A 22,472-nucleotide genomic window follows, 5' to 3' on the forward strand; every position below is an offset into this window, starting at 1 on the left:
TTGTTTTTATTTTTGAATGAAACATACATTACCTGATTGATTCAATAAGATAAGTTGATACCGAGCGAAACTGTCCGTGAAAGCGGATAAGCAATCCGTGTAGCAATCGGATTAAGCGCCGTGACTGCTCCTCCGTCGGTTTCAGGGTCGTAACCCTTGAATTTTGTCAAAGTAAGCAAATTCTGTCCCGATGCAAATACCCTGAATTGGGCTGATGGAACTGCCTGAATAACTACCGGAAGCGTATAACTCAAAGTAATATTTTTCAAACGAAGAAAAGAACCGTCTTCTAAATAGCGGCTGGTACGATACGTTGTTGAATATGAACGTATTTTCGGGATTGTTGTGGAAGGATTCGATTCGGTCCATCTGTCTTTAAGTGCAGCCGACACGTTGTAAGCGGTGTTAGGCTCTTCAAGAGATTGACGCAGTGAATTATATATCTTATTCCCCGCTACTCCCTGGAAGGAGGCAAACAGACTGAACGATTTATAAGAAAGTGTTGTAGAAAACCCGTAAGTAATGTCAGGGTTGCTTGTACCTAAGATCACACGGTCGCTTGTTTCATTAACAACATTATCATCGTTCTGGTTGACGAATTTTTCATCTCCATACTCTACGACAGGCTTCCATGAAGGTCCGACTATCTTTGTTAAATCTTCTCCCTTCTGAATAATTCCGGCATATTCAATCAGATAATGTACTCCCAAAGGTTGTCCCACGAAAATGGTATTGCCAATATTGTCAATTCCCGGTCCGAGGTCCTCGACCCTGTTGATGTTTTTGGCGATATTCGCGGAGAGTGTCCAGTTTAAATCTCTCGTATTGACAATTAAACCACGTGCTTCCAATTCAACGCCTTTATTACTGACGCTTCCCACATTACGCAGCACCGAACCAAAACCGGTTGATATTTCTACCGGTGTATCTAATAACAAGTCGGTTGTCAGTTTATAATAGGCATCCGCTGCCAGGTTCAATCTGTTATTGAACAGACCTATATCGGCTCCGATATTATAAGAGATGGTTTTTTCCCATTTTAAATTGGGATTTTCAGGATTTGTGCGGATATACCCCACCACCAACTGTTCCCCGAATGAATAATTGCTCGTTGTGCCGTAAAGCGCTGCATACCGGTAATCACCGATTTCCTGATTTCCCACAGTACCTATGCTGGCGCGAAGTTTGAGGTCGTTAATGCTTTTGTTGTCTTTCAGGAAAGACTCCTCGCTCACATTCCACGACACGCCAAGAGACGGGAAATATCCCCATTTGTTGTTGGCGGCAAACCTCGACGACCCGTCGGCACGTAAAGTGGCCGTGAGATTATAACGGCCTTTTAAGGAGTAGTTTATCCTTCCGATAACAGAATTGAGTATTGCTTCCGAACCTCCCGAAGTCGGTGCCTGTCGTGCAGCACCGCTTTGCAGGCTATGCCACAAAAGTTGTTCATTGGCAAAATCGGTTGCGGAAGCAGTAGTATATTCCGCAAGCGTCGTTTGCGTGGTGTAACCTGCCAGAACGTCGATATAATGGTCTTTATTCAATTGCTTTGTATAATTAAGCGTATATTCATACTGCCATATATCTGTGCGGCGGTTGCCTACGCTGGCATATCCGTTGGCCTGAAAACCACCGGCGGTATAGGAAGGCGCATAGTAATTCTGTGTGGCATTAATAATATTTGTACCGGCATCTACCTTGAACACCAATTCGGGTATAATGGCATACCGCAAAGAGAAATTACCCAGTAAAGTGTTGCTGATATTTTGAGCGGTTGTATTGAGCAGATCGGATAGCGCGTTTGTCGTAACATCACCTTTGATAAGATCGCCCAGTTCATAGCGGTTTCTGTAGTTGAAGCTGCCGTCGTCATTATAGATCGGATTTGCCGGTGAAGTCCGTATAATCGATTCGAAAGGATTCGACAATCCATTGGCATAGGTCGGATAATTGTTCAGTCCGTTCTGCTCCAACTTGCTTGCATTCAAAGTTAAACCGATTGAAAGATTACTTAATATGTCCCGGTCGAAATTCAACCTGCCCGTGTAACGTTTGAAATCTGTATTCTGCAAAATACCCTCCTGATTGGTATAATTCGCCGAAATGAAATAACGGGTTTTCTCATCGCCGCCGTTAAACGAAATGTTATGATTATGGTTAACGCCCGTGCGCAAAGCGGCGTTTTGCCAATCGTAACCTTTGCCAAGCGCGGCGATCTGGGCATCAGTATAGTCCTTGAAATGCCCGTTCGGATTTATTTCCTTATTGAGCGCCGCCCATTCGCCCGCGGTCAGTAAATCCAGTTTTTGAGTAGCTTCCTGCCAGCCAACAGTATATTGATACTGAATATTATCACTGCCTCTTCTTCCGCTTTTAGTCGTAATGATAATAACCCCATTCGATCCGCGTGAGCCGTAAATGGCGGTGGCAGATACGTCTTTCAAAACTTCAATGGATTCAATATCACTGGGATTGATGGCTGATAAGGGGTCCAGGTTTGCAGTAACCTGACTCAAGCCTGCCCCTGTGGCACCACTACCGTAGAGGATCACACCGTCGACCACAAACAAAGGTTCATTCCCGGCGTTTATAGAATTGCCACCACGGATGCGGGTAGAGAAGGTTGAACCGGGTTGTCCCCCCTGCGTGATGTTCAACCCCGCTACGGCGCCTCCCAAAAGATTATCGAACGAGGTGACCGGCACAGACAGCGTTGCTTTGGAAACCGTTGAAATAGCCCCGGTAAGTTCTTTCCGTTTCTGCGTGCCATAACCGACCACAACCACTTCGTCGAGATAATTAATGTCTTCCGACAATGTGATTCTTATGGTCTCATTTACCTCATACACATCAATTTCCTGTGTTTTATACCCCAGGAAACTAACCGTCAATGCAAGCGGAAGCGATTCTTCCGTAATAAAATTAAATTCTCCGTTTATATCCGTTACTGTCCCCGTAGTTGTTGATTTTATAAACACGGAGACTCCGGGGATAGGTTGATTCGTTTTATCAACCACTGTCCCCCGTATAGTTTTTTGCCCGTAAGCGCTGAAGGAACACAAAAGAAGGATTAAAAAAATGTAAATACATTTTTTTAATGTAAGATAGCATAGTTTGTTCCTGAAAGAAAGTGATATATTTGTCATATTCTAATTTTTTTAGAAAAAAGCGCTCCCGCGTCCGACTCCAATTGGCTTATGGGAGCGCTTATCTTTTTTAACGAATTAATTTCTCTTAAGTACAAGATTGAAATTAGTTTATATTATCCTCCCCTACTTATAGTCATTGATATTCTAACTATAAATAATCAGATAATTAAAACGATTTTAGGCTTCTGTACTTAAGTCAATACTGTTGTTATTTCAGTATTAAAAATTTCCGGAATTATTAAATAAATACACTGTTACTATTGTCTCATCATAGGCGCATAATTTTATTATTATTTATTACGGATTTATTTACAAGAAACAAAAAGAAAACCAGCAGCACTATCTTCCGGAAATATTATTCCCGAATAGAACCGCATTCACAAAAGTACGGCCCGTAGCATCCCATATTCCGCGGAACAACGGATCTTCGGCAAAGAGGATCACACTCCCCCTGCCGGAATTATTCGCCAGGATAGAGGCGGAACCTTTCAGCCTCTCCAGATGTTCGGAAGAGATATAACCATTGAGCAAGGGATCGTCGGTATATACGGATACCGCATTGGATGAAGGAGCAAGAAACAAGGCGCTTTCCCGTACTACCGGCAGTTTTTCGCTTGTCAGCCCGAAAGCCAGGGGATGTTCCAGGTCTATCTTTGTCTGGAATACAGATGTCGGGAATCTTCCGAACGAACGGGACGAAACACCTGTGCCTTGCCTTTGCCCGGTAGTATCAGGTCTTTCTACTAATTTTGCCGAAGTAACTTTGTTGCTTATCGCCCATCGGGAAGCTCCGTTAAGGGTAATAAGCGTACCTCCGTTCCTAACCCAGTTTTTTAAGTTTTCGATCTCCGATTCATTCAAAAACGAATAATTTCCACTTACAAAAACGATCCGGTTGAATTCATTCAGAGGAACCCGTCCGAAAATGTTGAAATCGACGCGTACCAACGGATATTTTAATTGCTGGTCGAACAGATGCCACACTTCGCCGGCTTCAAGCGATGAGACATCACCTCCTGTCACGACCAGTACTTTCGGTTTCTCTATCCGCTTAAAGGTGCTGCTGCCCAGGTCGACTCCCTTCACATTAAGGCCTGTAGAGACAGGAATAATATCAATTTTTTCCTGTTCCGCCAGTTCTTTCAATATCGCATATAATTCGGAGGAAGAGATAGTCTGATTTTTTACGGGAATAAGCAGGCTACCATAAGAAAAATCCCTCACACCTTTATCCGTACTTATGGAGAACGGTTTAAAGGCCGATTTAACCAGAATATCTCTCTCCAAAAGCCTGAAAAGCAATTGTTGGCTTTTCGAGTCACGATAATCCACCAGGTAGGCATACTCCGACGGTTGCAAACTGCCGGTATATACTTGCGGTAATGTCTGTACCCTTGCTCCCCTCGACGAAGAGGCTGTTACATTATAAGAAAGCCCGGTGGAATAAGCGACAGAAAAACCGGCTCCGTAACCCAATTTTGAAGCATCGTCATACTCTTTTATATCGTCGAAAATAATTCCCACCAACGCGCTGTTAGGTTGTCCTGCCGGAATGATGTAGGATTTTCCCTTTTCATATTGTACACTGTCTATTGTGACGTCGTTTGCATTTTCATATACTTCCAGGCGGTGGTCGAGTAACAGCTGGACGAACTTGTGCAATCGGGACAGGTCATAGCTATCGCCGATAATATATGATTTCGAAGCCTCCCTTCCCCGAAGCGGGGTAAAAAATTCCTTCTGAAGATCGAATAAAGCATCTCTATGCGCTATGGCTGCATCAACCGTCGCAATGCTTGTTACCAACTGGTTCCTTACGGTAAAGGGAAGCGTCACGATCCCGTTATCCGATTCCTGTTTCAGACCTCTCGACGATCCCTGCTCAAAAAGGATTCCCACGCCTCCGTTATAATCGGGATAAGTAGAACCAAAATTCGGGTTTTTATTGTCGTAAGATTCTTTTGTATAATAAAAGGAGCCGATTTTATCCAGTGCTTTGGCGTAATGATCTGCAAAAAGCCGGTTAAGCTGATAGGTCGATTGCGGAACAAAGCGGCTCTCATTCCCATCGGGGTCAGTCGGTTCGAAAAAGAAGGTACTATTTGTCCCCATTTCATGATGGTCAGCCTGCACATGAGGCAGCCAATCCTGATAAAACGCTACACGCGCCTTACTTTCAGGATGCACGATATTCACCCAATCGCGGTTGAGGTCAAACCAATAGTGGTTGCCGCGGCCTCTGGGCCAACCCTCTGTATGCTCACGGTCGAACTGGGAAATATTGTAGCTATTTACACTTGTATTCGAGTTCACCCATGAGGCGAAGCGCTCCTGTCCGTCGGGATTGCGTACGGGATCAATAAAATAGATCCCCTCTTCCAGCTGTTTCAATAAAAAATCATTTTGCGCGGCTACGTAATAATAAGCCGACAATAATGCCGCTTCCGAGGAAGAGATTTCGTTCCCATGCACCGTATTTCCCAGGAAGACGATCAGCGGGCTGTCCGGCTTTTCTCCCTGGCGAACGTTCTTTCGGGCTTCTTTATACCTATCTAGATTTCTTATATTTTCGGGTGATGAAACGATCAGTACATACAGCTTACGCTTTTCATGCGTTTGCCCGATCTCTATCAGGGAAGTCCTGTCGGATAGTTCGGCGAGCTTCTCGTAATATGCATTTATTCTACTGTGTTCGGTAATCCTGCTACCGATCTCATAACCTAAAAACTCTTCCGGAGTCGGGATGGTTGAATCGAATATTACTTCCGGAGCAAAGAAATAATCTGTTTTCTCCGCTTTCACATGAGCAGACAACAGTACTGCAAGTGATATAATAATTGTCGTTATAACTTTTTTCATACAACTTATTGATGTAATGATGTGATGATTTGTTGATCTCCTTACTTGTCAATCCGCTGATTGTCAAACAACAACCATCACCCTCTAATTTTCAACTTTCAATTTTCAATTTTTGACAACAAATCACCCAAAGTCTTATCTAACTCTTCCCCTTTGAGATTCCGGGCAACGATAGTACCGTTTTTATCTATCAGGAAATTAGCAGGAATGGCTCTCACGCCGTATAATTTTGCCGGTTCGCTATCCCAATGTAACAAGTCGGAAGTATGCGTCCATGTAAGGTTATCTTTTTCAATGGCTTCCAACCATCTCTCCCTGCTTTTGTCAAGTGATACGGAAAAAACGCCAAAACCTTTGTCCTTGTATTTACCATACGCGGCTACCTTACCCGGGTTTGCCCTTCGGCAAGGTCCGCACCACGATGCCCAGAAGTCAAGCAGCACATATTCTCCTCCCAAATAATCCGAAAATCTTACCGTATTCCCTTCCGTATTACTCACTATAAAGTCGGGTGCTTGCTTACCGATCGCTACCACTTCGAGAGTACTTATCAATTCTTCCAACGTTTGTACGTATGGCGTTTTCCATAAAGAAGGATCAAGCAATTCAATATTTGACCTGATCTCTTCGGGTGACAACCGGTAGGAAAAATCGCGATAAAGGGCATAAGCCGATACCAGCGAAGCAGGATGTTGACGGATGAACGAGTCGATCTTCACATGGCGTTGCGCTTTGTATTCCACAAACAAATCGTGCAACTTCGAACCTTCTACTTTCGTGTTGCGATAATAACGTGAAGAATCAAGATGTATCGTTACCGGACTTTCATCGAAAAAGACGAGGAAGGAATTTTTCAATGTATCCAATGTTAACCCGTAAATTTCCGGAAGTTCTATATCCTTTGAAAAGCGGAATTTTCCGTCTGTTATTGCTGCTGAGTCTATTACAAAAAATGTTTTGTTACTGAATTTCTGCAAATAGACCGTACCGGATTGCACACCCTCAACTGTACCGTTGAGCGTAAAACTGTTTTTGTCTTTGCATGAGAATGCCACAAAAATGATTGCGATTAATAATAAGTTCTTCTTCATCATTTATCTAAATTAGGATTGTTATTGATCTCGTTTAATGGAATAGGGAAAAGATAATACTTACTGTTAGGCACTAAATCGGTGCCATCGGGGAATTTGGTGATCCAATGTCCTCTTACAGACACCGTTCTACCCTCATCATCTACAAAAGTCTCCGTTGTTTCCCGACGGACAGGTGCTGTTTGTAAGCGCAGAATATCATACAGGCGGAAACCTTCGCCCCAGAGTTCACGCCGACGTTCAAGCAGGATTTCATCGATGATACCCTCCTTGTCAAAATCGGTTGCCGACAGATCAGAAAGATTTCTGTTGCGGCGCAATTCATTCAGCGTTCCAACGGCGCCATTCACATCATTCAACCGGGCTTTGCTTTCAGCCTCAATAAGTAATACTTCCGAAGAACGCATCAGAACAATATGCCCGTCGTGATTAGGATATTTATTCCTGAATTTCTTATACCTGTAATGCCTATACAGTGCCTCTGCCGGTTGCGTGGCTATCTCGAAAAGCGATTTACGTATATCCCCATCGTCAAACAGAGCTATAAAATGGGGATCAGGCATGATGCTGTTGTAACCGTAATAAAGATTCGTTCCGTTTGCATCTGTGGTGTAAGGCGTTGTTTCTATATATGCCAGATATGACGCGCCTCCCTTGTTCTGAGTCTGGGTTTGCGGATGCCCCCAGATCCATTCCGGATTACTGACATCATTAAATCCTCCGGTATATTGTTCAGGCGTCATAACAGGATAGCCTGCACGGGCCCTGGCTGCGTACTCGGCTGCAAGTTCCCAATTTTCAAGCGTAAGATAGGTACGGGCAAATAATCCGTACACCACGTTAATATCGGGACGGTTCTTCACTGTACGTTCAAATCCTGGAAGCAGTTTCTCCGCCTCCGTCAGATCTTTAATAATCAAATCATATACCTCACTGACTGTCGACAGGGGATTGGGATTGGTACTGGGAGTCGTAGGCTCGGTATAGACAGGAATAGCTTTCGTATTCGCATCTTTTACGTATGTGAACTGGTACTGACGTACCAGGTTTAAATAATTGTATGCGCGTAAAGCATAAGCCTGCCCTTTGAGATGTTTTATGCTCTGTTTTGTACTCTCATCGATATCAATATTGGCAATTATATTGTTCGCATGATCAATCGATGTGTATTGCAAAGTCCAGAAGAACAAAGCACGCCTTGTCGTATTATCGAACGGATCGCGGTATGGATATGAATCACGAAATCCATAACGCCCGTCACGTGCAAAAGCATCTTCACCCATTACTTCATGTGTAAGAAAAATGGCGGGAAGTCCCGGATTATCCTGGGATGTACTGTTTTCCATCAGATAACGAATTGCCCCGTTAATAAAGGCATCGATATTGTCCTCGGAAGAGAAAACCTCCGGTGTAGTAATCAGGGTTGCCGGAGAAGTCTCGAAAAAACTGTCGCTGCACGACGTAAGTAGAGTCGATGTAAATAATGATAAAGCGACCAGTATATATATAAATTTCAGCTTCATAATCTTATCTTAATTAAAATGACACATTAATTCCCAGTGAATATGATTTTTGCGCGGGATAACGGTAGAATGTCGAGCCGGAAACGGTTTGCTCGGGATCCAATCCCTTATGACCGAAGAAAGTCAGAATATTATCACCTGTGAGATACAGTCTCAGATCCGATAAATTCCAGTTCGATAATAATTGCTGTGGGAATGAATAGGAAAAAACAACATTTTTCAGGCGTGCATACGTAGCGCTATATAGAAATCGAGTCGATGGAATTGTATTCCACGGGTCGGAGACATAAGAGAGGCGGGGAAAATCGGTATCTCTGTTTTCCGGGGTCCAACGCGTAAGTGCTTCTTTCGACCAGTTCCGGCCGGGTGCATATCCCAAATGCATGATAAACGGTTGGTCGCCATCAAATATCTTACCTCCTATACTATACGATAAAAGGAATGACAGTTCAAATCCTTTATAGGAAATCCGGTTGTTCAAACCACCATAAAAATCAGGCAATGAACTTCCCTGGAAGTACTGTGTGGCTTCTGTCTGATCTTCGGTAGTAGTCCGTCCGGTTACATTTCCATTTTCGTCAACAATATCTTTATACCATGTGGCTTTCCCATTTTCAGGATTGACTCCCGCCCATTCCTTGATATAAAAGTCATAGACCGAGCCACCTTCTACCATTTTCTTGGTATTTCCGAATTGTCCTATCGAACCTGTAAGTATTTCTTCCTGGGGCAATTTGGTTATTTTATTGGTATAATGTCCGAAGTTGAGAGTAATATCCCAATTGAAATCTTTATTCCGGATAGGCGTACCGGTTATCTGCCCGTCGATACCTCTGTTGCTCAATGAACCGATATTGGCATTGATGCCGCTATAACCGGTGGAAGGAGAAAGCGGTTTTTCAAACAGCAAGTCTTTCGATTGCCGGTTATACACATCGATCTGGGCGATCAACCGGTTCTCGAACAGGGAAATATCTATCCCGAAATTGAGATTTAAGTTTGTTTCCCATTTCAATTCGGGCGTTGGAAGCTCAGACGGCAATAATCCCAGCATATCCAGACTGTTATAGATCTCATAAAAACCGCCGTAAGCATAATTACCCACATTGTCGTTACCTTGTGCTCCGTAGCTGAAACGAAGGTTTAGGTTGTCGATATCCCTCACATGCTGCAGGAAATTTTCCCTCTTCACATTCCAGGCGGCGCCCACCGACCAGAAATTACCCCAGCGCGACTCCTTACTAAAACGTGAAGAGCCATCACGGCGGTAACTGGCAGAGAAATGATAACGATCAAGAAGATTGTAATCCAGTTTACTCAACCAACTTGCCAACCGGTAATTGTCGGAAGTTCCGTAGAAGATGCCGCTTGTGGAACCTGCCGAAGGTTCGGTTTTACCCAATACCTGGAAGCCGGTGCGGCTTCCTGACAATGATGATACATTATTTACATATATTTCCGGCCCGGCAAGCAGGTTAAAGGAATGTGATTTACCCAGGCCAAAGCTATAATCGATAAAACTGTTGACCGTATAGTTGAGTGTGCGGCTTGCGCTCCTGCTGGCAGTACCTGCACCTTCGGATATTACCCCCGTGCTGTAATAGGAATGGGAATAAGAGTGCGAACTTCCTGTCCTGTAATCGACACTTGCTGTCGTCTTCCACAATAAACCGGGTAGAAAAGTGATATTGAAGTTTGTGCTAAGCAATGCAGCCTCTGTTTTACTACCCGATATGGCATGTTCCGCACTTCCGAGAATATTCACTCCGCTGGCGGCTGTAGTGGGACGCCATACGCCATAATCCCATTTTTTATTCCCGTTTTCGTCCAACACGTACGAACCATCGGGATTACGTTCGTAAACAGGATAAATATTGGAAATAAGGCGTTGGAAATTGGCAAAGTTTCCCGTATTACTGTCGCTTTGGTTGGGAGATCTTTGATAACTCGACGAAAGTGAGGCATTCCCACCGATCTCGAACCAGTTATTGATCTTCGATTGTATGTTTGTACGGAAATTGAAACGTTCGTATTCAGCAGTTCTTATCCACCCTTCTTCATTTAAATATCCCCCTGACAGGAAATATCTTGTATTAGCACTTCCACCACTGACACTCAGATCGTATTGCTGACGTATTCCGAGTCGTGAGATCGCTTTACCCCAGTCGTCATTCCATAACGGCGTTGCTCCGGCAACCAATTTTCCGTCCGTACCGACAGGCTTAGGATACTGAGGGCCGTAGATATTCACTTTAAGTGCACCGTCAACGAGGTAATCGGTCGCATATTGAGCAGCTTCTGCAGCAGTTCTACCCTGGTCTGACTGGGTATTGCGGATGGCCTCCCATTGCAATTCGTAATATTCGTTTGCAGAGAGATACTCGTAGTCTTTGACGGCGCGGCTCGTAAACCCCACACTACTCGAAAAATTGACTACCGGTTTCGTGTTGAGATTTCCCGATTTAGTGGTGATAACGATTACACCATTAGCGCCTCTCGATCCATAAAGGGCACTTGCAGTAGCATCCTTCAGTATCGATATCGACTGAATATCTTTCCCGCTTATCTGATTGGGATTTGCTCCGGGAACACCATCCACAACATACAGAGGCGATGTGGAAGCATTGACTGAGCCTATCCCGCGCACATACAGCGAAGCATCGCTACCGGGCTGACCCGCGGAAGAAACTGACTGAAGTCCCGGGACCGTCCCCTGTAAAGCCTTCCCGACAGAAGTGATTTCCAGTTTTTCCAACTCCCTGGCTCCAACCACTGCGACCGATCCCGTATAGCTGGACTTTTTGGCTGTACCATAACCTACCACAACCACTTCGTCGAGATAATTAATATCTTCCGACAATATTACCCTTATGATTTCATTTGCCTCATATACATCGATTTCCTGTGTCTTATAACCCAAAAGGTTAATTGTCAATGTAAGCGGAAGCGATTGGTCTGTGGTAAAACTGAAATTCCCGTCTATATCGGTTGCTGTTCCGATAGTGGTCGATTTTATAGCAACAGCAACTCCGGGAAGCGGATGATTCTCTTTATCAACGACTGTACCCCGTATGGTTTCCTGCCCATAAGTACTGAAAGAACACAAAAGAAGGATTAAAAAAACGTAAATACCTTTTTTTAATATGAGGGATAATCTTCTGTTCCTGTAAAAAAGTGATACATTTGTCATATTCTAATTTTTTTAGAGTGAATATAAGCGCTTCCGCGTCCGACTGCAATTGGCTAATGGGAGCGCTTATCTTTTTGTTGCAACGAATGATTTTATATATTTCTTATTTTCAAACACTTCAGTAAGTAGCTGTCAGAAGCAAATCCTCAATCTCCTTCAACTGTGCAGACAAAATGGCCTCTTCGACCTTAAGAAAACCGTATTCCTGATTATATTTTTGTCCTTCCGAGAGGATCCATTTCAAAAATCTTTTTGCCGGAATATTATTCTCCTGATAAACGAATCCGATATTTTCAACAGGGATAAGCGATATCCTTTCATTTTCGAGCAGAGCTATAGTCTTGTCAATATCGGCTTCCTGCAATATTTCACGCTGTTCTTTTTTTATATCTAAAGGAATAAGGGCTAAGCCGTTTTTCAATCCTCGGGTATCAATATCGAAGATATAACTGAGATTATTAAATGTGACCCCTGAATTATCTTTCTGTATGGCATTTATAAGGAAAATATCGTCACCGGATATTTTTCGTCCTCTGATATCAGCTGCAGAATATCCGAAGTGAGAGGCAAAGGTGCCGGCAAAGGAATTGCTATTGGTCCCCGAATAGATCGTTATATCATATTTTTGTTTATCCGACGAATCGGAATATTCATCAAGATTATCCTTGTCAAAAAACAGATCTTCCAACCTCTTACCATTTAATCTTTTCCGCTTCAGTTCGTTTAACAGCGGATTGTCCGCATTGGTAACCGGAAGCAAAGCATATCGTCCGGTATATGATACAATTTGATTTCCATTTTCAGCCCCCTCTTCATTGATGGAAGTGATAAAGCTTAAATCGATATCTTCAGCGGATGATTGCCCTTCCGCAAACTTAATTTCTATTTGGGAGTTCACTTTTTCATACTCAGAAGCCCATTTTTCTATAAGAGGTGTGGCAAACCGTGCACTCTTAATGTATATCACTTCCCTGGAATTCTGCTGAGCTATAGCGTTTGTAGAAAACAATACAGCAACTACTAATGATAACCTAATAAATCCAAATCTTTTCATTGTCATTCGTTTTTTTAATAATTAATATTGAGCAAAAAAAAAACTCCACCGAAGCCGTATCGGTGGAGTTTTTTATGTTTTATGTTTTTATTATAATACTATTTTCCCCTATCCAATACGATATGATTCCTGACCATACACATAGCCATACAGCAACACATCGTCATACAACATGTAGTACAAGTATTATCGTTATATTGGATAAAATATTTATTCATTTGATTTTTTTAATTGACTCTAACCCTAAGATAAAAAAACTCTCCTGATATTTTATTGTACCAGGAGAGTTCTATATTAACGTAATATATTCTATTGTTCTTTTATTCTACTCCGACACAACATCGCCTGAAGGACATACACATGTCCATACACATACACATGCAACATCCCCTTTTTACTGAAGTGTTACATATTGTTGCGGCTGTATCTTGTAAAAATATTCTCACTATCGTTTTGTCTTTATTTATATTTCAAAAACAAAAGTAATGCATTTTTGTTCATTCTACACAAAAAATAATATCTTTTTTCATAGTATTTTTCGAATAAAATTACAAAAATCTCATTTTCAACTCACAAGGATATCATTTTTAACATTTCCACAAACTCCGTACTGGTTCAATCTTTTTTCCTTGCTTAACAAGTAAAGCATTTTACGACTCAACAAATCAGAAGAGGAATATGTTTTAATAAAGTAGGTCACAAACAGGTCACAATTAAAATTGAATGATATGGATATACAATTCAGAATAGACAACAGTAACCGGGGTAGTTTTTTCATTGAACAGGAAGGGCGGCAGGTCGCTGAACTGGATTTCGAAATAAAAGATAATCTGCTGAACGCCTATCATACAGGCGTACGTCCAGAACTGGAAGGGCAAGGTATTGCCGGAAGATTATTCAATGAGATGGTCAATTATGCACGGGAGAATGGATATCAGGTAATCCCGTCATGCTCCTATATCCTGGCAAAATTCCGCAGGCGCCCTGATGATTACAACGATATATGGTATCGTTCCAAAGATGAACCCACAGGAGAGGCCTGTGGTATTAAGCCGAAAGACAAGAATAACTGAATGTCATCAAATAAAGTAAACTTTAAAAAATTGAAGGCGAACATCGGCTATTGAAAAAAGCAAAAAATCCGCCGGAACCTGCATACTTCCCGAAAGGAGGATTGCAATCCGGCGGATAAAATTCCGCATTATTTATTCTGCGTTCTAATAACCCAAAACTATTATCCCTTTGGCTTTATAGTGCAACCAATCGCTACTGTTGTTGCAGGATCGGGGTTATTACCGGCCAGTAAAGCACGTACTGCATTCGCTGCATACGGAGCGGTCACAGCCGCTGGATCCTGATAATTATCATCCACGGTTCCGGTATAAACTACCACAAACCGTCCATTACCTTCATTTTTTAACAGGAAGATCTCCGGAGTGCGGGTAGCACCGTATGCCGGATATACCTGTTGTCCTTCATCCACCAGGTAAGGGAAAGGGAAGTTCTTTTCAGCAGCCCTTTTTTTCATCTCTTCAAAAGAGTCGGCAGGTGATTGTACCGGATCGTTCGGGTTGATATACACCACCGGAACTCCCTGTGGAGCAAACTCATTATGCAAAGCGATCATACGGTCTTCATAAGCCTGCACATAAGGACAAGGGTTACAGGAGAAGATCACCACCACCCCTTTCTCATTTGCGTAATCGGACAAAGAGACGGTCGTACCATCGATATTCTTCAGTGAGAAATCGGGTGCAACGGAACCGACCGCGATAGGTTGCGCGTTCAACGATAATGCGCTCAACGTCAAAACTGATAAAATTAAAAACTGTTTCATTGTTACTGTCATTTAAAATGTTAATTAGCCAATAGAGGTTGTACAATCTCTTCCAGTTCAGCCAAGGTGAGTTCTTTCGGATAAAATTTCCTGAACCCGTTCCCATAGACAAGCGTAGCAGGTATGGCACCGGTCCAGCTCTTGTCCACCAAAGGTATCCAATCATTGAACCTGGGATCATCCAAAAGAATGACCTCATTCTTCATCTTCTCCTTTTCAATAAAGGGGATCAGTTTCGTTTCTAACTGGCTACGCATATCAAGGCTTACCATAAGCACCTTTACATTCCTGTCACGGTACTTTTCGCCGAATTCTTCAAAATAAGGAATCTCTTTGAGACAGGGAGCACACCATGTGGCCCAGAAATTCACCACATATATAGTGTCGTCCTCTTGTTCCAACAAAGGTTGAAGTTGTTTGAAATCGACCACTTTTATCTCTGTTTCGCTTTTCCTGTTTTCCGAAAAAAGGAGAAAAGGAATTAGCAGAAACAGCAGGCCCGGAAGCAGACGAAATATATTTTTTACCTTGTTCATTTTTCTGTGCGATTGATACTGTGATTTCTCGGTAAACAAACAATAAACGGGTCTTGTTCACTTAATAATCGACGGAACTTGTTAAAGATCAAGTAAAAAACGTTAAGGTATCAAGAAAAAAGTGCAGGCCGGAGCCCACACTTTTTATCTTCTAAACGGTAGCGGTTATATAGAATTGGCAATACACCAACCAATACACTACAGTAGCGAATCCGGATTCAGATTATCATGTTCGATATCGAGAAAATACTTGTAAGTACCCACTTTCAGTTCGGCGCAGGCATCGTAATCGCAAACAATGATCCCTTTTTCATGCAATTGCAAGGCACTGATCGTCCACATCTGGTTAATAGATCCTTCCACGGCGTGATAGAGCGCACGGGCCTTATGATGTCCGTTGACAAGGATAAGCACTTCCCTGGCATCAAGTACAGTACCTACTCCTACTGTCAGCGCTGTTTTAGGTACCTTGTTCACATCGTTATCAAAAAATCTGGAGTTGGCAATCACCGTATCGGTGGTAAGCGTTTTCACACGTGTACGCGAACTAAGCGAAGAGCCGGGTTCGTTGAAGGCGATATGCCCATCGGGGCCGATCCCACCAAGGAAAAGGTCGATACCTCCCGCCTCTGCTATGGCCAGTTCATATGCGGCACATTCAGCTTCCGGATCTTCTGCCATTCCGTCGAGGATATATACATTCTCCTTTTTAATATCGATATGACTGAAAAAATTATCCCACATAAAAGTGTGGTAACTTTGCGGGTGGTCTGCCGGCAAACCGATATACTCATCCATATTAAACGTAATCACGTTCTCAAATGATACCTGTCCCGTTTCATACAATTTGATCAAAGCCTTGTAGGTCTTCAAAGGTGATGACCCGGTCGGCAATCCCAATTTGAAAGGCTTCTCTGTCGTCGGTTTTGCACTATTGATCTTTGCTGCAATGTAATTTGCTGCCCATTGTGCCATCTGGTCGGCATCGGGCTGAATGATAAGTCTCATGTTTCTTTATTTATTGACCGTTAGATGTATTATTTGGAACGTTTTCGTTAAGCAAGAGCAAAGTGAATTTATTTGCTTTGCCGAGCGCAGAAAACGACTAAACTTGTTGAACTACTTCTGTACCTGAAGTCAGTTTCTGCGCCATGGTACGACCCAGATTGCGGGCTTTCTCCACTACGTCGGCCAGCATAGCCTGCTTCATGATTACAGGCTCAGCCACTGTTTCGAATTCCATTGCTCCGGCAAAAGCCTCAAATTGTCTGGCAGTGGCGTCGGCCCAGGTAAAACCACCGAAATAACCGAAGAATCGATTCTTCAGTCCGCGGTTTTGCAGGGCGGAAACCAAACTGTCAACCGCAGGGTACAATTTATTGTTATAGGTAGGTGATCCGATGATCAATCCTTTGTATTTAAACGCATCACGAAGGATATCCGACTCATAGCTTTTCGACACATTGTGCATCACAATGCTCTTTACCCCGTTTTCAGCAGCTTCGCCGGCAATGATCTCAGCCAACTCTTCGGTGTGGCCATACATACTTCCGTAGGCAATGACCAGTCCTTCTTCGGCATCATAACGGCTTAACCGATCATACAAGGCAATCACACCGGTTATATTTTCCGGGATCGTCCATACGGGACCGTGGGTGGAACAGATAGCGTCGATACCCACATTGGCCAGTTTTTTCAGGGCGGTTTGCACAGGTGAGCCAAATTTTCCCACGATATTGGAGTAATAGCGGATCATCTCGTCACGATACCTTTCAGGACAAAGCTGCCTGTCTAACACTCCACCGTCGAGTGTGCCGAAGGTACCAAAGGCATCAGCGCTAAACAAGGTTCTGGTCTCCCTGACATAGGTCATCATCGTCTCCGGCCAGTGTACCATAGGAGTCATGTAAAACTGGAGCGTACGCTTTCCCAGACTCATCTCATCCAGATCTTTCACTTCAACCACGTTATCTACTATCCCGTAAAAACCTTTCAGCATTTCAAGGGTTCGCTTGTTCCCTACGATCTGGATATTCGGATATCTGGAGACAAGGAATTCGATGGAACCGGAATGGTCGGGCTCCATATGGTTCACCACGAGGTAGTCGATGGGATTATCACCCAACACCGACCGGATCTTACGCATAAAAAGATCTGAATAGCAAATATCGACGGTATCGATCAGTGTAGTTTTTTCATCCCTGACAATATAGGAGTTATAAGAAACACCTTGCGGCAAGGGCCATAGGCTCTCAAAAAGATGTTTGGTGCGGTCGTTCACACCCACATAAAAAATATCTTCCGTTACTTCAATCGGCTTGTACATATATTTCGTATTCCCTAATTAATCAACAAATCAACATGTTAATAAATTACTAATTACTAATTACTAATTACCAATTACTAATGACTAATTACAAATGTCGTTCTTTATCAGTTTCATTGGCATGACTTGTCCCACTTTAGTTTTAATCATCACTACATGTCCCGGCTTGTCGGGATCAACAAATCGCTAAATCAGTAAATTATTTTTTCTTCTTCGATCCGGGCTGTGCCATTTGCGATTGCTTTGGAGTATCTGCTACCTGAGCTGGTCTTCGCAAGGCATTCCATATCAGCCATATACCCCATATAATAAAGGGAATACTCAACCATTGGCCTAAGATCAGGCCCGTATTATCACGCATGGCTATTTCGGATTCGACCTGTACATTCTTGAGAAATTCCACGAAAAAGCGGAACAGGAAAATCAGCAGGATACCTACGCCTGTAATCAATCCTTTTCTGTCTTTGGCATCGGTTTTCCAGTACATATACACGGTGACGGCAAAAACGACCAGATAGGCCAACCCTTCGTATATCTGCGTGGGATGCGACGGTTGTGAATAAACCGGTTCAGCCCCCTGCATCCATTGGTGGAGATTAGTGACAAACCGGAATCCCCACGGCTGGTCGGTCGGACCTCCGTAGATCTCGTGATTCATCAGGTTTCCGAAACGGATCATTGCAGCGGTAAATCCCGTCGGCACCATCACCCGGTCAAACGTCCACAACATGCTGAGTTTGGTCACCTTCCTCGAATAGAGCCAGACGGCAATGATAATCCCGATCACTCCCCCATGGCTTGCCAGCCCTCCTTCCCATACCTTCAGTATCTCAACGGGATTGGCGAGATAATAAGCCGGTTCATAAAAAAGGCAATGCCCCAGGCGGGCTCCTACGATAATACCGACGATCATATAAAAGAAAAGCGAATCGAACCACTTTTCAGGAAGATCTTCACGCTTAAAGATACGCTGCACCATATACACGGCAACAATCAACCCTATGACCCATAAAAGGCCATACCACCGAATTTCGCGCCCAAAAACGGTAAAAAGTGTGGGATCTACATTCCAGGTTACAGTGAGTAATATGTCCATCAGAATTGATATTTTCGACAAAGATAAGGAAAAATGTGATGATGTGATAATTTACTGATAAGATGATGTGATAATCCTGATAAATCGAGGACACCTTGTCCCCGACTCATCGGGATTGGCAAATTTAACTATGTTTCATTCCGTTGAACGTTGTTTGTCACATTATTACATTGACTTATACCAATTTCCTGATCCACGCCTCTTTTTCTCCCGGCAAGAGATCCACTACAGGAATTTCAATCATGGTATAAGCGCCGGGTTGCTGTTTCATCGACGCACGAGCTACAGCTACAAGCACCTGTGCTGTGAGTGCGGGGTTATTGATACGCATATCGAACTTAAACAATTGGTTCTGTGTATTTCCCGAAACGCCTTTGCGTTCCATCAGTACACCGTGTCCCATATCCTTGAGGGCCTCCACATCCTCCACCTGAAAAACATGGGTCTCGTCATGGACAAAGTAATCATCGGCTTTAATAGCCTGTGCTACCGTTTGAAAGTCATGTCCTTTTTCCAGTTCAATATAGACCATTCTGCGGTGTACGCCTGTGCCTGTAGGGATAGTCATGGAAAGAGCAGCTTTTACACCAGTGATCGCCTTTACGGCTACGGTATGCCCCATACTCATACCGGGGCCGAAGTTAGTATAGGTAATTCCTCGAGGCGCCATCGCCTCCATAAGGGTACGGATCACCGAGTCGCTTCCCGGATCCCATCCGGCCGAAATAATGGAAACGGCGTTGTGTTTCTTCGCAGCCTCATCGAGCGATGCACGCAATTGTACTATCTGACCGTGGATATCAAAACTATCTACCGTATTGACACCTAACTCCAGACATTCCAATGCAAATTTCTCTACACTTCTCGTAGGGGTACAAAGTATCGCCACATCCACATCTTCGAGTTGCGATATGGAATTTACCACATCATATTCTTTCAACTCGGCGGGAACATTCGCAGCATCGCGACGGACAATTCCGGCAATTTCAAGATCGGGGGACGATTGCAACGCCTCCACCACATATTTTCCTATATTTCCGTAACCTACTACGGCAGCTCTGATCTTTCTTGACATAAAAACAATATATTTTAGAGGATTCAAAAGTAAGCAAAACAATGCACATATAAAATGCATCTCCGGTATTTTTTGAGCAGAACGGGCAGACTAAACCTCTTTCGATTTTGAGATGTCGGATTTGAGACTTAATTTTTAATTGACTTTACCACCTTTCCATTTTACAGTGGACGGCCTAAATTCTTTACCGATGCTTTCACTTTCAATTGGGTTTTTAACAGAACATGTTTGGGAGAGATATCATGTTCCAGTATATTGGAAAACAGTATTTTCACAGCTATTTTGCAGATATCTTCCACAGGTTGCGATATACAGGTAAGCGGAGGCTCTATATAATTAAGGTATGGATTATCGTCAAATGTAAGCAGTGATATATCTTCCGGTACTTTCACCTTCTCCTCTTTAAGCGCTTTTATACATCCCATAGCAATAGTATTGCTAAAGGCAAATATAGCAGTAGGTCTCACTTTTTGCCGGAGCAACAGCTTTGTTTCCAGATATCCGTTCTGTTCACTGAAAGCATCTCCGGTCACCGTATATGAAGTGATACCGGAATTAATCATGGCATCTACAAAACCTCTTACCCGCTGGATATTAGGGGTTGAGTGTCTGACCCCCTGGATACAGGCAATAGAAGTATGACCGTGCTCAATCAGATATTTAGATGCTGAATAGGCACCTTCATAATTGTCCGAAGAAACAAAGGAGAGATCCAACCCTTCAAAATACCTGTCAATACAGATCAACGGAAGTCCTTTCTCCTGCATCCTCTCCAGATGTCCCCATTCATCCCCGCAAGGAACAATGATCATTCCATCCAGATTTCTCGATGACAAATGCATTACTTCTGTTTTTTCATTTTCGATGTTGTCATCACTGTCTCCGATAATAGTTATATAATTGTATTTTCTCACTTCTGTATTTACCACGCTTGCTATCTCGGCAAAAAAAGGATTTTTTAAAGAAGGAACAATCAACGCAATCGTTTTACTTTTACCGGTGCGGAGATTACGGGCAAATTCATTCGGAACATAATTCAGCTCCTCCGCCAGAGCCTTTATTTTCTGCTGAGTAGCTTTACTGATCCTGTATTTGTCTGCCTTGCCGTTCAAAACCCTGGAGACAGTAGTAATAGAGAATCCCGACTTTTCGGCAATATCAACTATATTCGATTTATGATGCATAATCCTATTTTTTTAACAAAGCTAACAGAAATAATGGAATAAGCAGAGACTAAGTCTACAAAGATAGCTTATTTAACTAAGTAAAATTACGAAAACGTTTGTTCAAATAAATATTGTTCATATATTTGCAATTAGTATCAATTAATAAATTAAAAACACAATTGTATCTTTTAGAAATGGCCCGATTCGTAATTTACAATTAGCACACTATTATTATGAGTATTACAAGACGTTCTTTCCTGAAAACATCCTCTACTGTGGCAGCAGGCCTGGCAATGCCCACCTATTTAAGGGCTGCATCGATTAAGGTATCTGCGAATGATAAGATTAATGTTGCATTAATCGGATGCCGCTCTATGGGATGGGCTAATTTATCGGATTTCCTGTTATCGGATGAAGTACGATGTTTGGCATTATGTGATATTGATAAATCGATCATGGAGTCACGGGCAAAGGAATTGGCTTCCATGCAGAAAGAGAAATTCGAGCTATATGGTGATTACCGCCGGATCCTCGATCGAAAGGACATCGATGCAGTCATAATCGGAACGCCCGATCACTGGCATTGCCTGCAATTTGTGGATGCATGTAAGGCCGGTAAAGACGTGTATATTGAGAAACCGGTCAGTAATTCGATAGCAGAATGCGATGTGATGGTCGAAGCAGCGAATAAATATCAACGGGTGGTACAGGTAGGTCAACAACAAAGAAGTGCAAAGCTATGGAAAGAAATGATTGATTACCTGGATTCGGGTGTATTGGGAGAAATATCCCGTATACATGTATATGCCAACTTCAATTATGCTGCAATAACCGAAATTGTTCCCGATTCAAATATCCCGGAAGGTGTTGATTTTGACACATGGTTGGGGCCTGCCCCGGAACGGACATTCAATAGACAACGTTTCCACGGTTTATGGAGAATGTTCTGGGATTACGGGGGAGGTCTTATGACCGACTGGGGTGTTCATCTGTTGGATATGGCACTCTGGGCGAAGAAAGTAAATGCCATGCCCAATAGTATACAGGCCAATGCCGGTAATTTTCTCTACCCGGATGGTATGCATGAAACTTTTGACACACAATCAGTATTATACCAGTTTGATGATTATATACTGACCTGGGAGAATAATGCCGGTATTGAATCCGGCCCGTATGGTAAAAATTACGGATTAGTCTTTACCGGTAAAAACGGGACATTGGTGGCCAATAGAGATGACTGGCAGGTTTATCCCGAAAGGGAAAAGGTTCCCGGGAAAATTGTCAAGGCCGATTATCAGGACCACAAAGATCATGTGTTCAACTTCCTGGAATGCATGAAAAGCAGAGACCGGAATACGGCATGCACGATAGAAACAGGGAGTTTGTGCGCCAAATATGCTCATTTAGGGAATATTGCCGCCAGGATGAGCGGAGTCTCTTTACAATATGACGATAAGAATAAGTCGTTCAACATTGCTGAAGCAAATAAATATATAAAGCCTCAATACAGAGAGCCATGGAAATTCCCCCGTATATAAGGATATGAAGTAATCAGGCAAAATTTGTA

The 22,472-nt window shown here is 43.0% G+C and carries 15 protein-coding genes; 2 read left to right on the forward strand and 13 right to left on the reverse strand.

Translation table 11 applies throughout. The features are described 5' to 3' along the window. Positions 1–41: 41 nt before the first annotated feature. The 6 genes from PSM36_RS11195 to PSM36_RS11220 all read right to left on the reverse strand — a co-directional run bounded on the left by PSM36_RS11195 (position 42) and on the right by PSM36_RS11220 (position 12,869). Positions 42–3,020, reverse strand: coding sequence for a SusC/RagA family TonB-linked outer membrane protein (locus PSM36_RS11195; RefSeq protein ID WP_232001424.1), 2,979 nt, complete (start codon positions 3,018–3,020; stop codon positions 42–44). Between the two features lie 471 nt (positions 3,021–3,491). Beyond that, the gene (locus PSM36_RS11200; RefSeq protein ID WP_076930969.1) at positions 3,492–6,011 is read right to left on the reverse strand and encodes a M14 family zinc carboxypeptidase; all 2,520 of its coding nucleotides are present in this window, start codon (positions 6,009–6,011) and stop codon (positions 3,492–3,494) included. Between the two features lie 98 nt (positions 6,012–6,109). After that, on the reverse strand, positions 6,110–7,105 hold the full coding sequence (locus PSM36_RS11205) for a TlpA disulfide reductase family protein (protein ID WP_232001425.1): 996 nt from the start codon (positions 7,103–7,105) through the stop codon (positions 6,110–6,112). Next, a complete protein-coding gene (locus PSM36_RS11210) occupies positions 7,102–8,625 on the reverse strand; it encodes a RagB/SusD family nutrient uptake outer membrane protein (protein ID WP_076930970.1) in 1,524 nt (507 codons plus the stop codon). The genes PSM36_RS11205 and PSM36_RS11210 overlap by 4 nt, the downstream gene beginning before the upstream one ends. Before the next feature lie 13 nt (positions 8,626–8,638). Further along, entirely contained in the window at positions 8,639–11,815 is a 3,177-nt protein-coding gene (locus tag PSM36_RS11215) for a SusC/RagA family TonB-linked outer membrane protein (RefSeq protein WP_083711030.1), read from the reverse strand. Between the two features lie 118 nt (positions 11,816–11,933). Next, on the reverse strand, positions 11,934–12,869 hold the full coding sequence (locus PSM36_RS11220) for a hypothetical protein (protein ID WP_076930971.1): 936 nt from the start codon (positions 12,867–12,869) through the stop codon (positions 11,934–11,936). A 728-nt stretch (positions 12,870–13,597) separates the two neighbouring features. Here PSM36_RS11220 and PSM36_RS11225 point away from each other — a divergent pair. Further along, positions 13,598–13,942 (forward strand): GNAT family N-acetyltransferase, encoded by a 345-nt coding sequence (locus PSM36_RS11225; protein WP_019540326.1) that lies wholly within the window; start codon positions 13,598–13,600, stop codon positions 13,940–13,942. Between the two features lie 161 nt (positions 13,943–14,103). Here PSM36_RS11225 and PSM36_RS11230 read toward each other — a convergent pair whose 3' ends face one another. From PSM36_RS11230 to PSM36_RS11260, 7 genes are all read right to left on the reverse strand, one after another. Further along, entirely contained in the window at positions 14,104–14,706 is a 603-nt protein-coding gene (locus tag PSM36_RS11230) for a thioredoxin family protein (protein WP_076930972.1), read from the reverse strand. A 20-nt stretch (positions 14,707–14,726) separates the two neighbouring features. Then, positions 14,727–15,242 (reverse strand): TlpA disulfide reductase family protein, encoded by a 516-nt coding sequence (locus tag PSM36_RS11235; protein ID WP_232001426.1) that lies wholly within the window; start codon positions 15,240–15,242, stop codon positions 14,727–14,729. Positions 15,243–15,440: 198 nt separating this feature from the next. Further along, positions 15,441–16,250, reverse strand: a complete 810-nt coding sequence (gene nagB, locus PSM36_RS11240) for a glucosamine-6-phosphate deaminase (protein ID WP_019540322.1) — start codon at positions 16,248–16,250, stop codon at positions 15,441–15,443. A 97-nt stretch (positions 16,251–16,347) separates the two neighbouring features. After that, positions 16,348–17,568 (reverse strand): FprA family A-type flavoprotein, encoded by a 1,221-nt coding sequence (locus PSM36_RS11245; protein WP_076930974.1) that lies wholly within the window; start codon positions 17,566–17,568, stop codon positions 16,348–16,350. Between the two features lie 199 nt (positions 17,569–17,767). Further along, positions 17,768–18,658 carry a prolipoprotein diacylglyceryl transferase gene (gene lgt, locus PSM36_RS11250; RefSeq protein WP_076932214.1) on the reverse strand — a complete coding sequence of 297 codons (891 nt, stop codon included), beginning with the start codon at positions 18,656–18,658 and terminating at the stop codon, positions 17,768–17,770. A 181-nt stretch (positions 18,659–18,839) separates the two neighbouring features. Continuing rightward, positions 18,840–19,739, reverse strand: coding sequence for a diaminopimelate dehydrogenase (locus tag PSM36_RS11255; protein ID WP_076932215.1), 900 nt, complete (start codon positions 19,737–19,739; stop codon positions 18,840–18,842). Positions 19,740–19,900: 161 nt separating this feature from the next. Further along, positions 19,901–20,923 (reverse strand): LacI family DNA-binding transcriptional regulator, encoded by a 1,023-nt coding sequence (locus PSM36_RS11260; protein ID WP_076930975.1) that lies wholly within the window; start codon positions 20,921–20,923, stop codon positions 19,901–19,903. A 215-nt stretch (positions 20,924–21,138) separates the two neighbouring features. Between PSM36_RS11260 and PSM36_RS11265 the strand changes: the two genes are divergently transcribed. After that, positions 21,139–22,443 (forward strand): Gfo/Idh/MocA family protein, encoded by a 1,305-nt coding sequence (locus tag PSM36_RS11265; protein ID WP_076930976.1) that lies wholly within the window; start codon positions 21,139–21,141, stop codon positions 22,441–22,443. The last annotated feature ends 29 nt before the right edge of the window (positions 22,444–22,472 follow it).

The organism is Proteiniphilum saccharofermentans (genome assembly GCF_900095135.1).
Taxonomy (GTDB): domain Bacteria; phylum Bacteroidota; class Bacteroidia; order Bacteroidales; family Dysgonomonadaceae; genus Proteiniphilum; species Proteiniphilum saccharofermentans.

Coding starts and splice junctions, on each gene's coding strand:
- PSM36_RS11200 (WP_076930969.1), bottom strand. CDS start 6,011: ATGAAAAAAGTTATAACGACAATTATTATATCACTTGCAGTACTGTTG.
- PSM36_RS11205 (WP_232001425.1), bottom strand. CDS start 7,105: ATGATGAAGAAGAACTTATTATTAATCGCAATCATTTTTGTGGCATTC.
- PSM36_RS11210 (WP_076930970.1), bottom strand. CDS start 8,625: ATGAAGCTGAAATTTATATATATACTGGTCGCTTTATCATTATTTACA.
- PSM36_RS11215 (WP_083711030.1), bottom strand. CDS start 11,815: ATGACAAATGTATCACTTTTTTACAGGAACAGAAGATTATCCCTCATA.
- PSM36_RS11220 (WP_076930971.1), bottom strand. CDS start 12,869: ATGAAAAGATTTGGATTTATTAGGTTATCATTAGTAGTTGCTGTATTG.
- PSM36_RS11225 (WP_019540326.1), top strand. CDS start 13,598: ATGGATATACAATTCAGAATAGACAACAGTAACCGGGGTAGTTTTTTC.
- PSM36_RS11230 (WP_076930972.1), bottom strand. CDS start 14,706: ATGAAACAGTTTTTAATTTTATCAGTTTTGACGTTGAGCGCATTATCG.
- PSM36_RS11235 (WP_232001426.1), bottom strand. CDS start 15,242: ATGAACAAGGTAAAAAATATATTTCGTCTGCTTCCGGGCCTGCTGTTT.
- nagB (WP_019540322.1), bottom strand. CDS start 16,250: ATGAGACTTATCATTCAGCCCGATGCCGACCAGATGGCACAATGGGCA.
- PSM36_RS11245 (WP_076930974.1), bottom strand. CDS start 17,568: ATGTACAAGCCGATTGAAGTAACGGAAGATATTTTTTATGTGGGTGTG.
- PSM36_RS11255 (WP_076932215.1), bottom strand. CDS start 19,739: ATGTCAAGAAAGATCAGAGCTGCCGTAGTAGGTTACGGAAATATAGGA.
- PSM36_RS11260 (WP_076930975.1), bottom strand. CDS start 20,923: ATGCATCATAAATCGAATATAGTTGATATTGCCGAAAAGTCGGGATTC.
- PSM36_RS11265 (WP_076930976.1), top strand. CDS start 21,139: ATGAGTATTACAAGACGTTCTTTCCTGAAAACATCCTCTACTGTGGCA.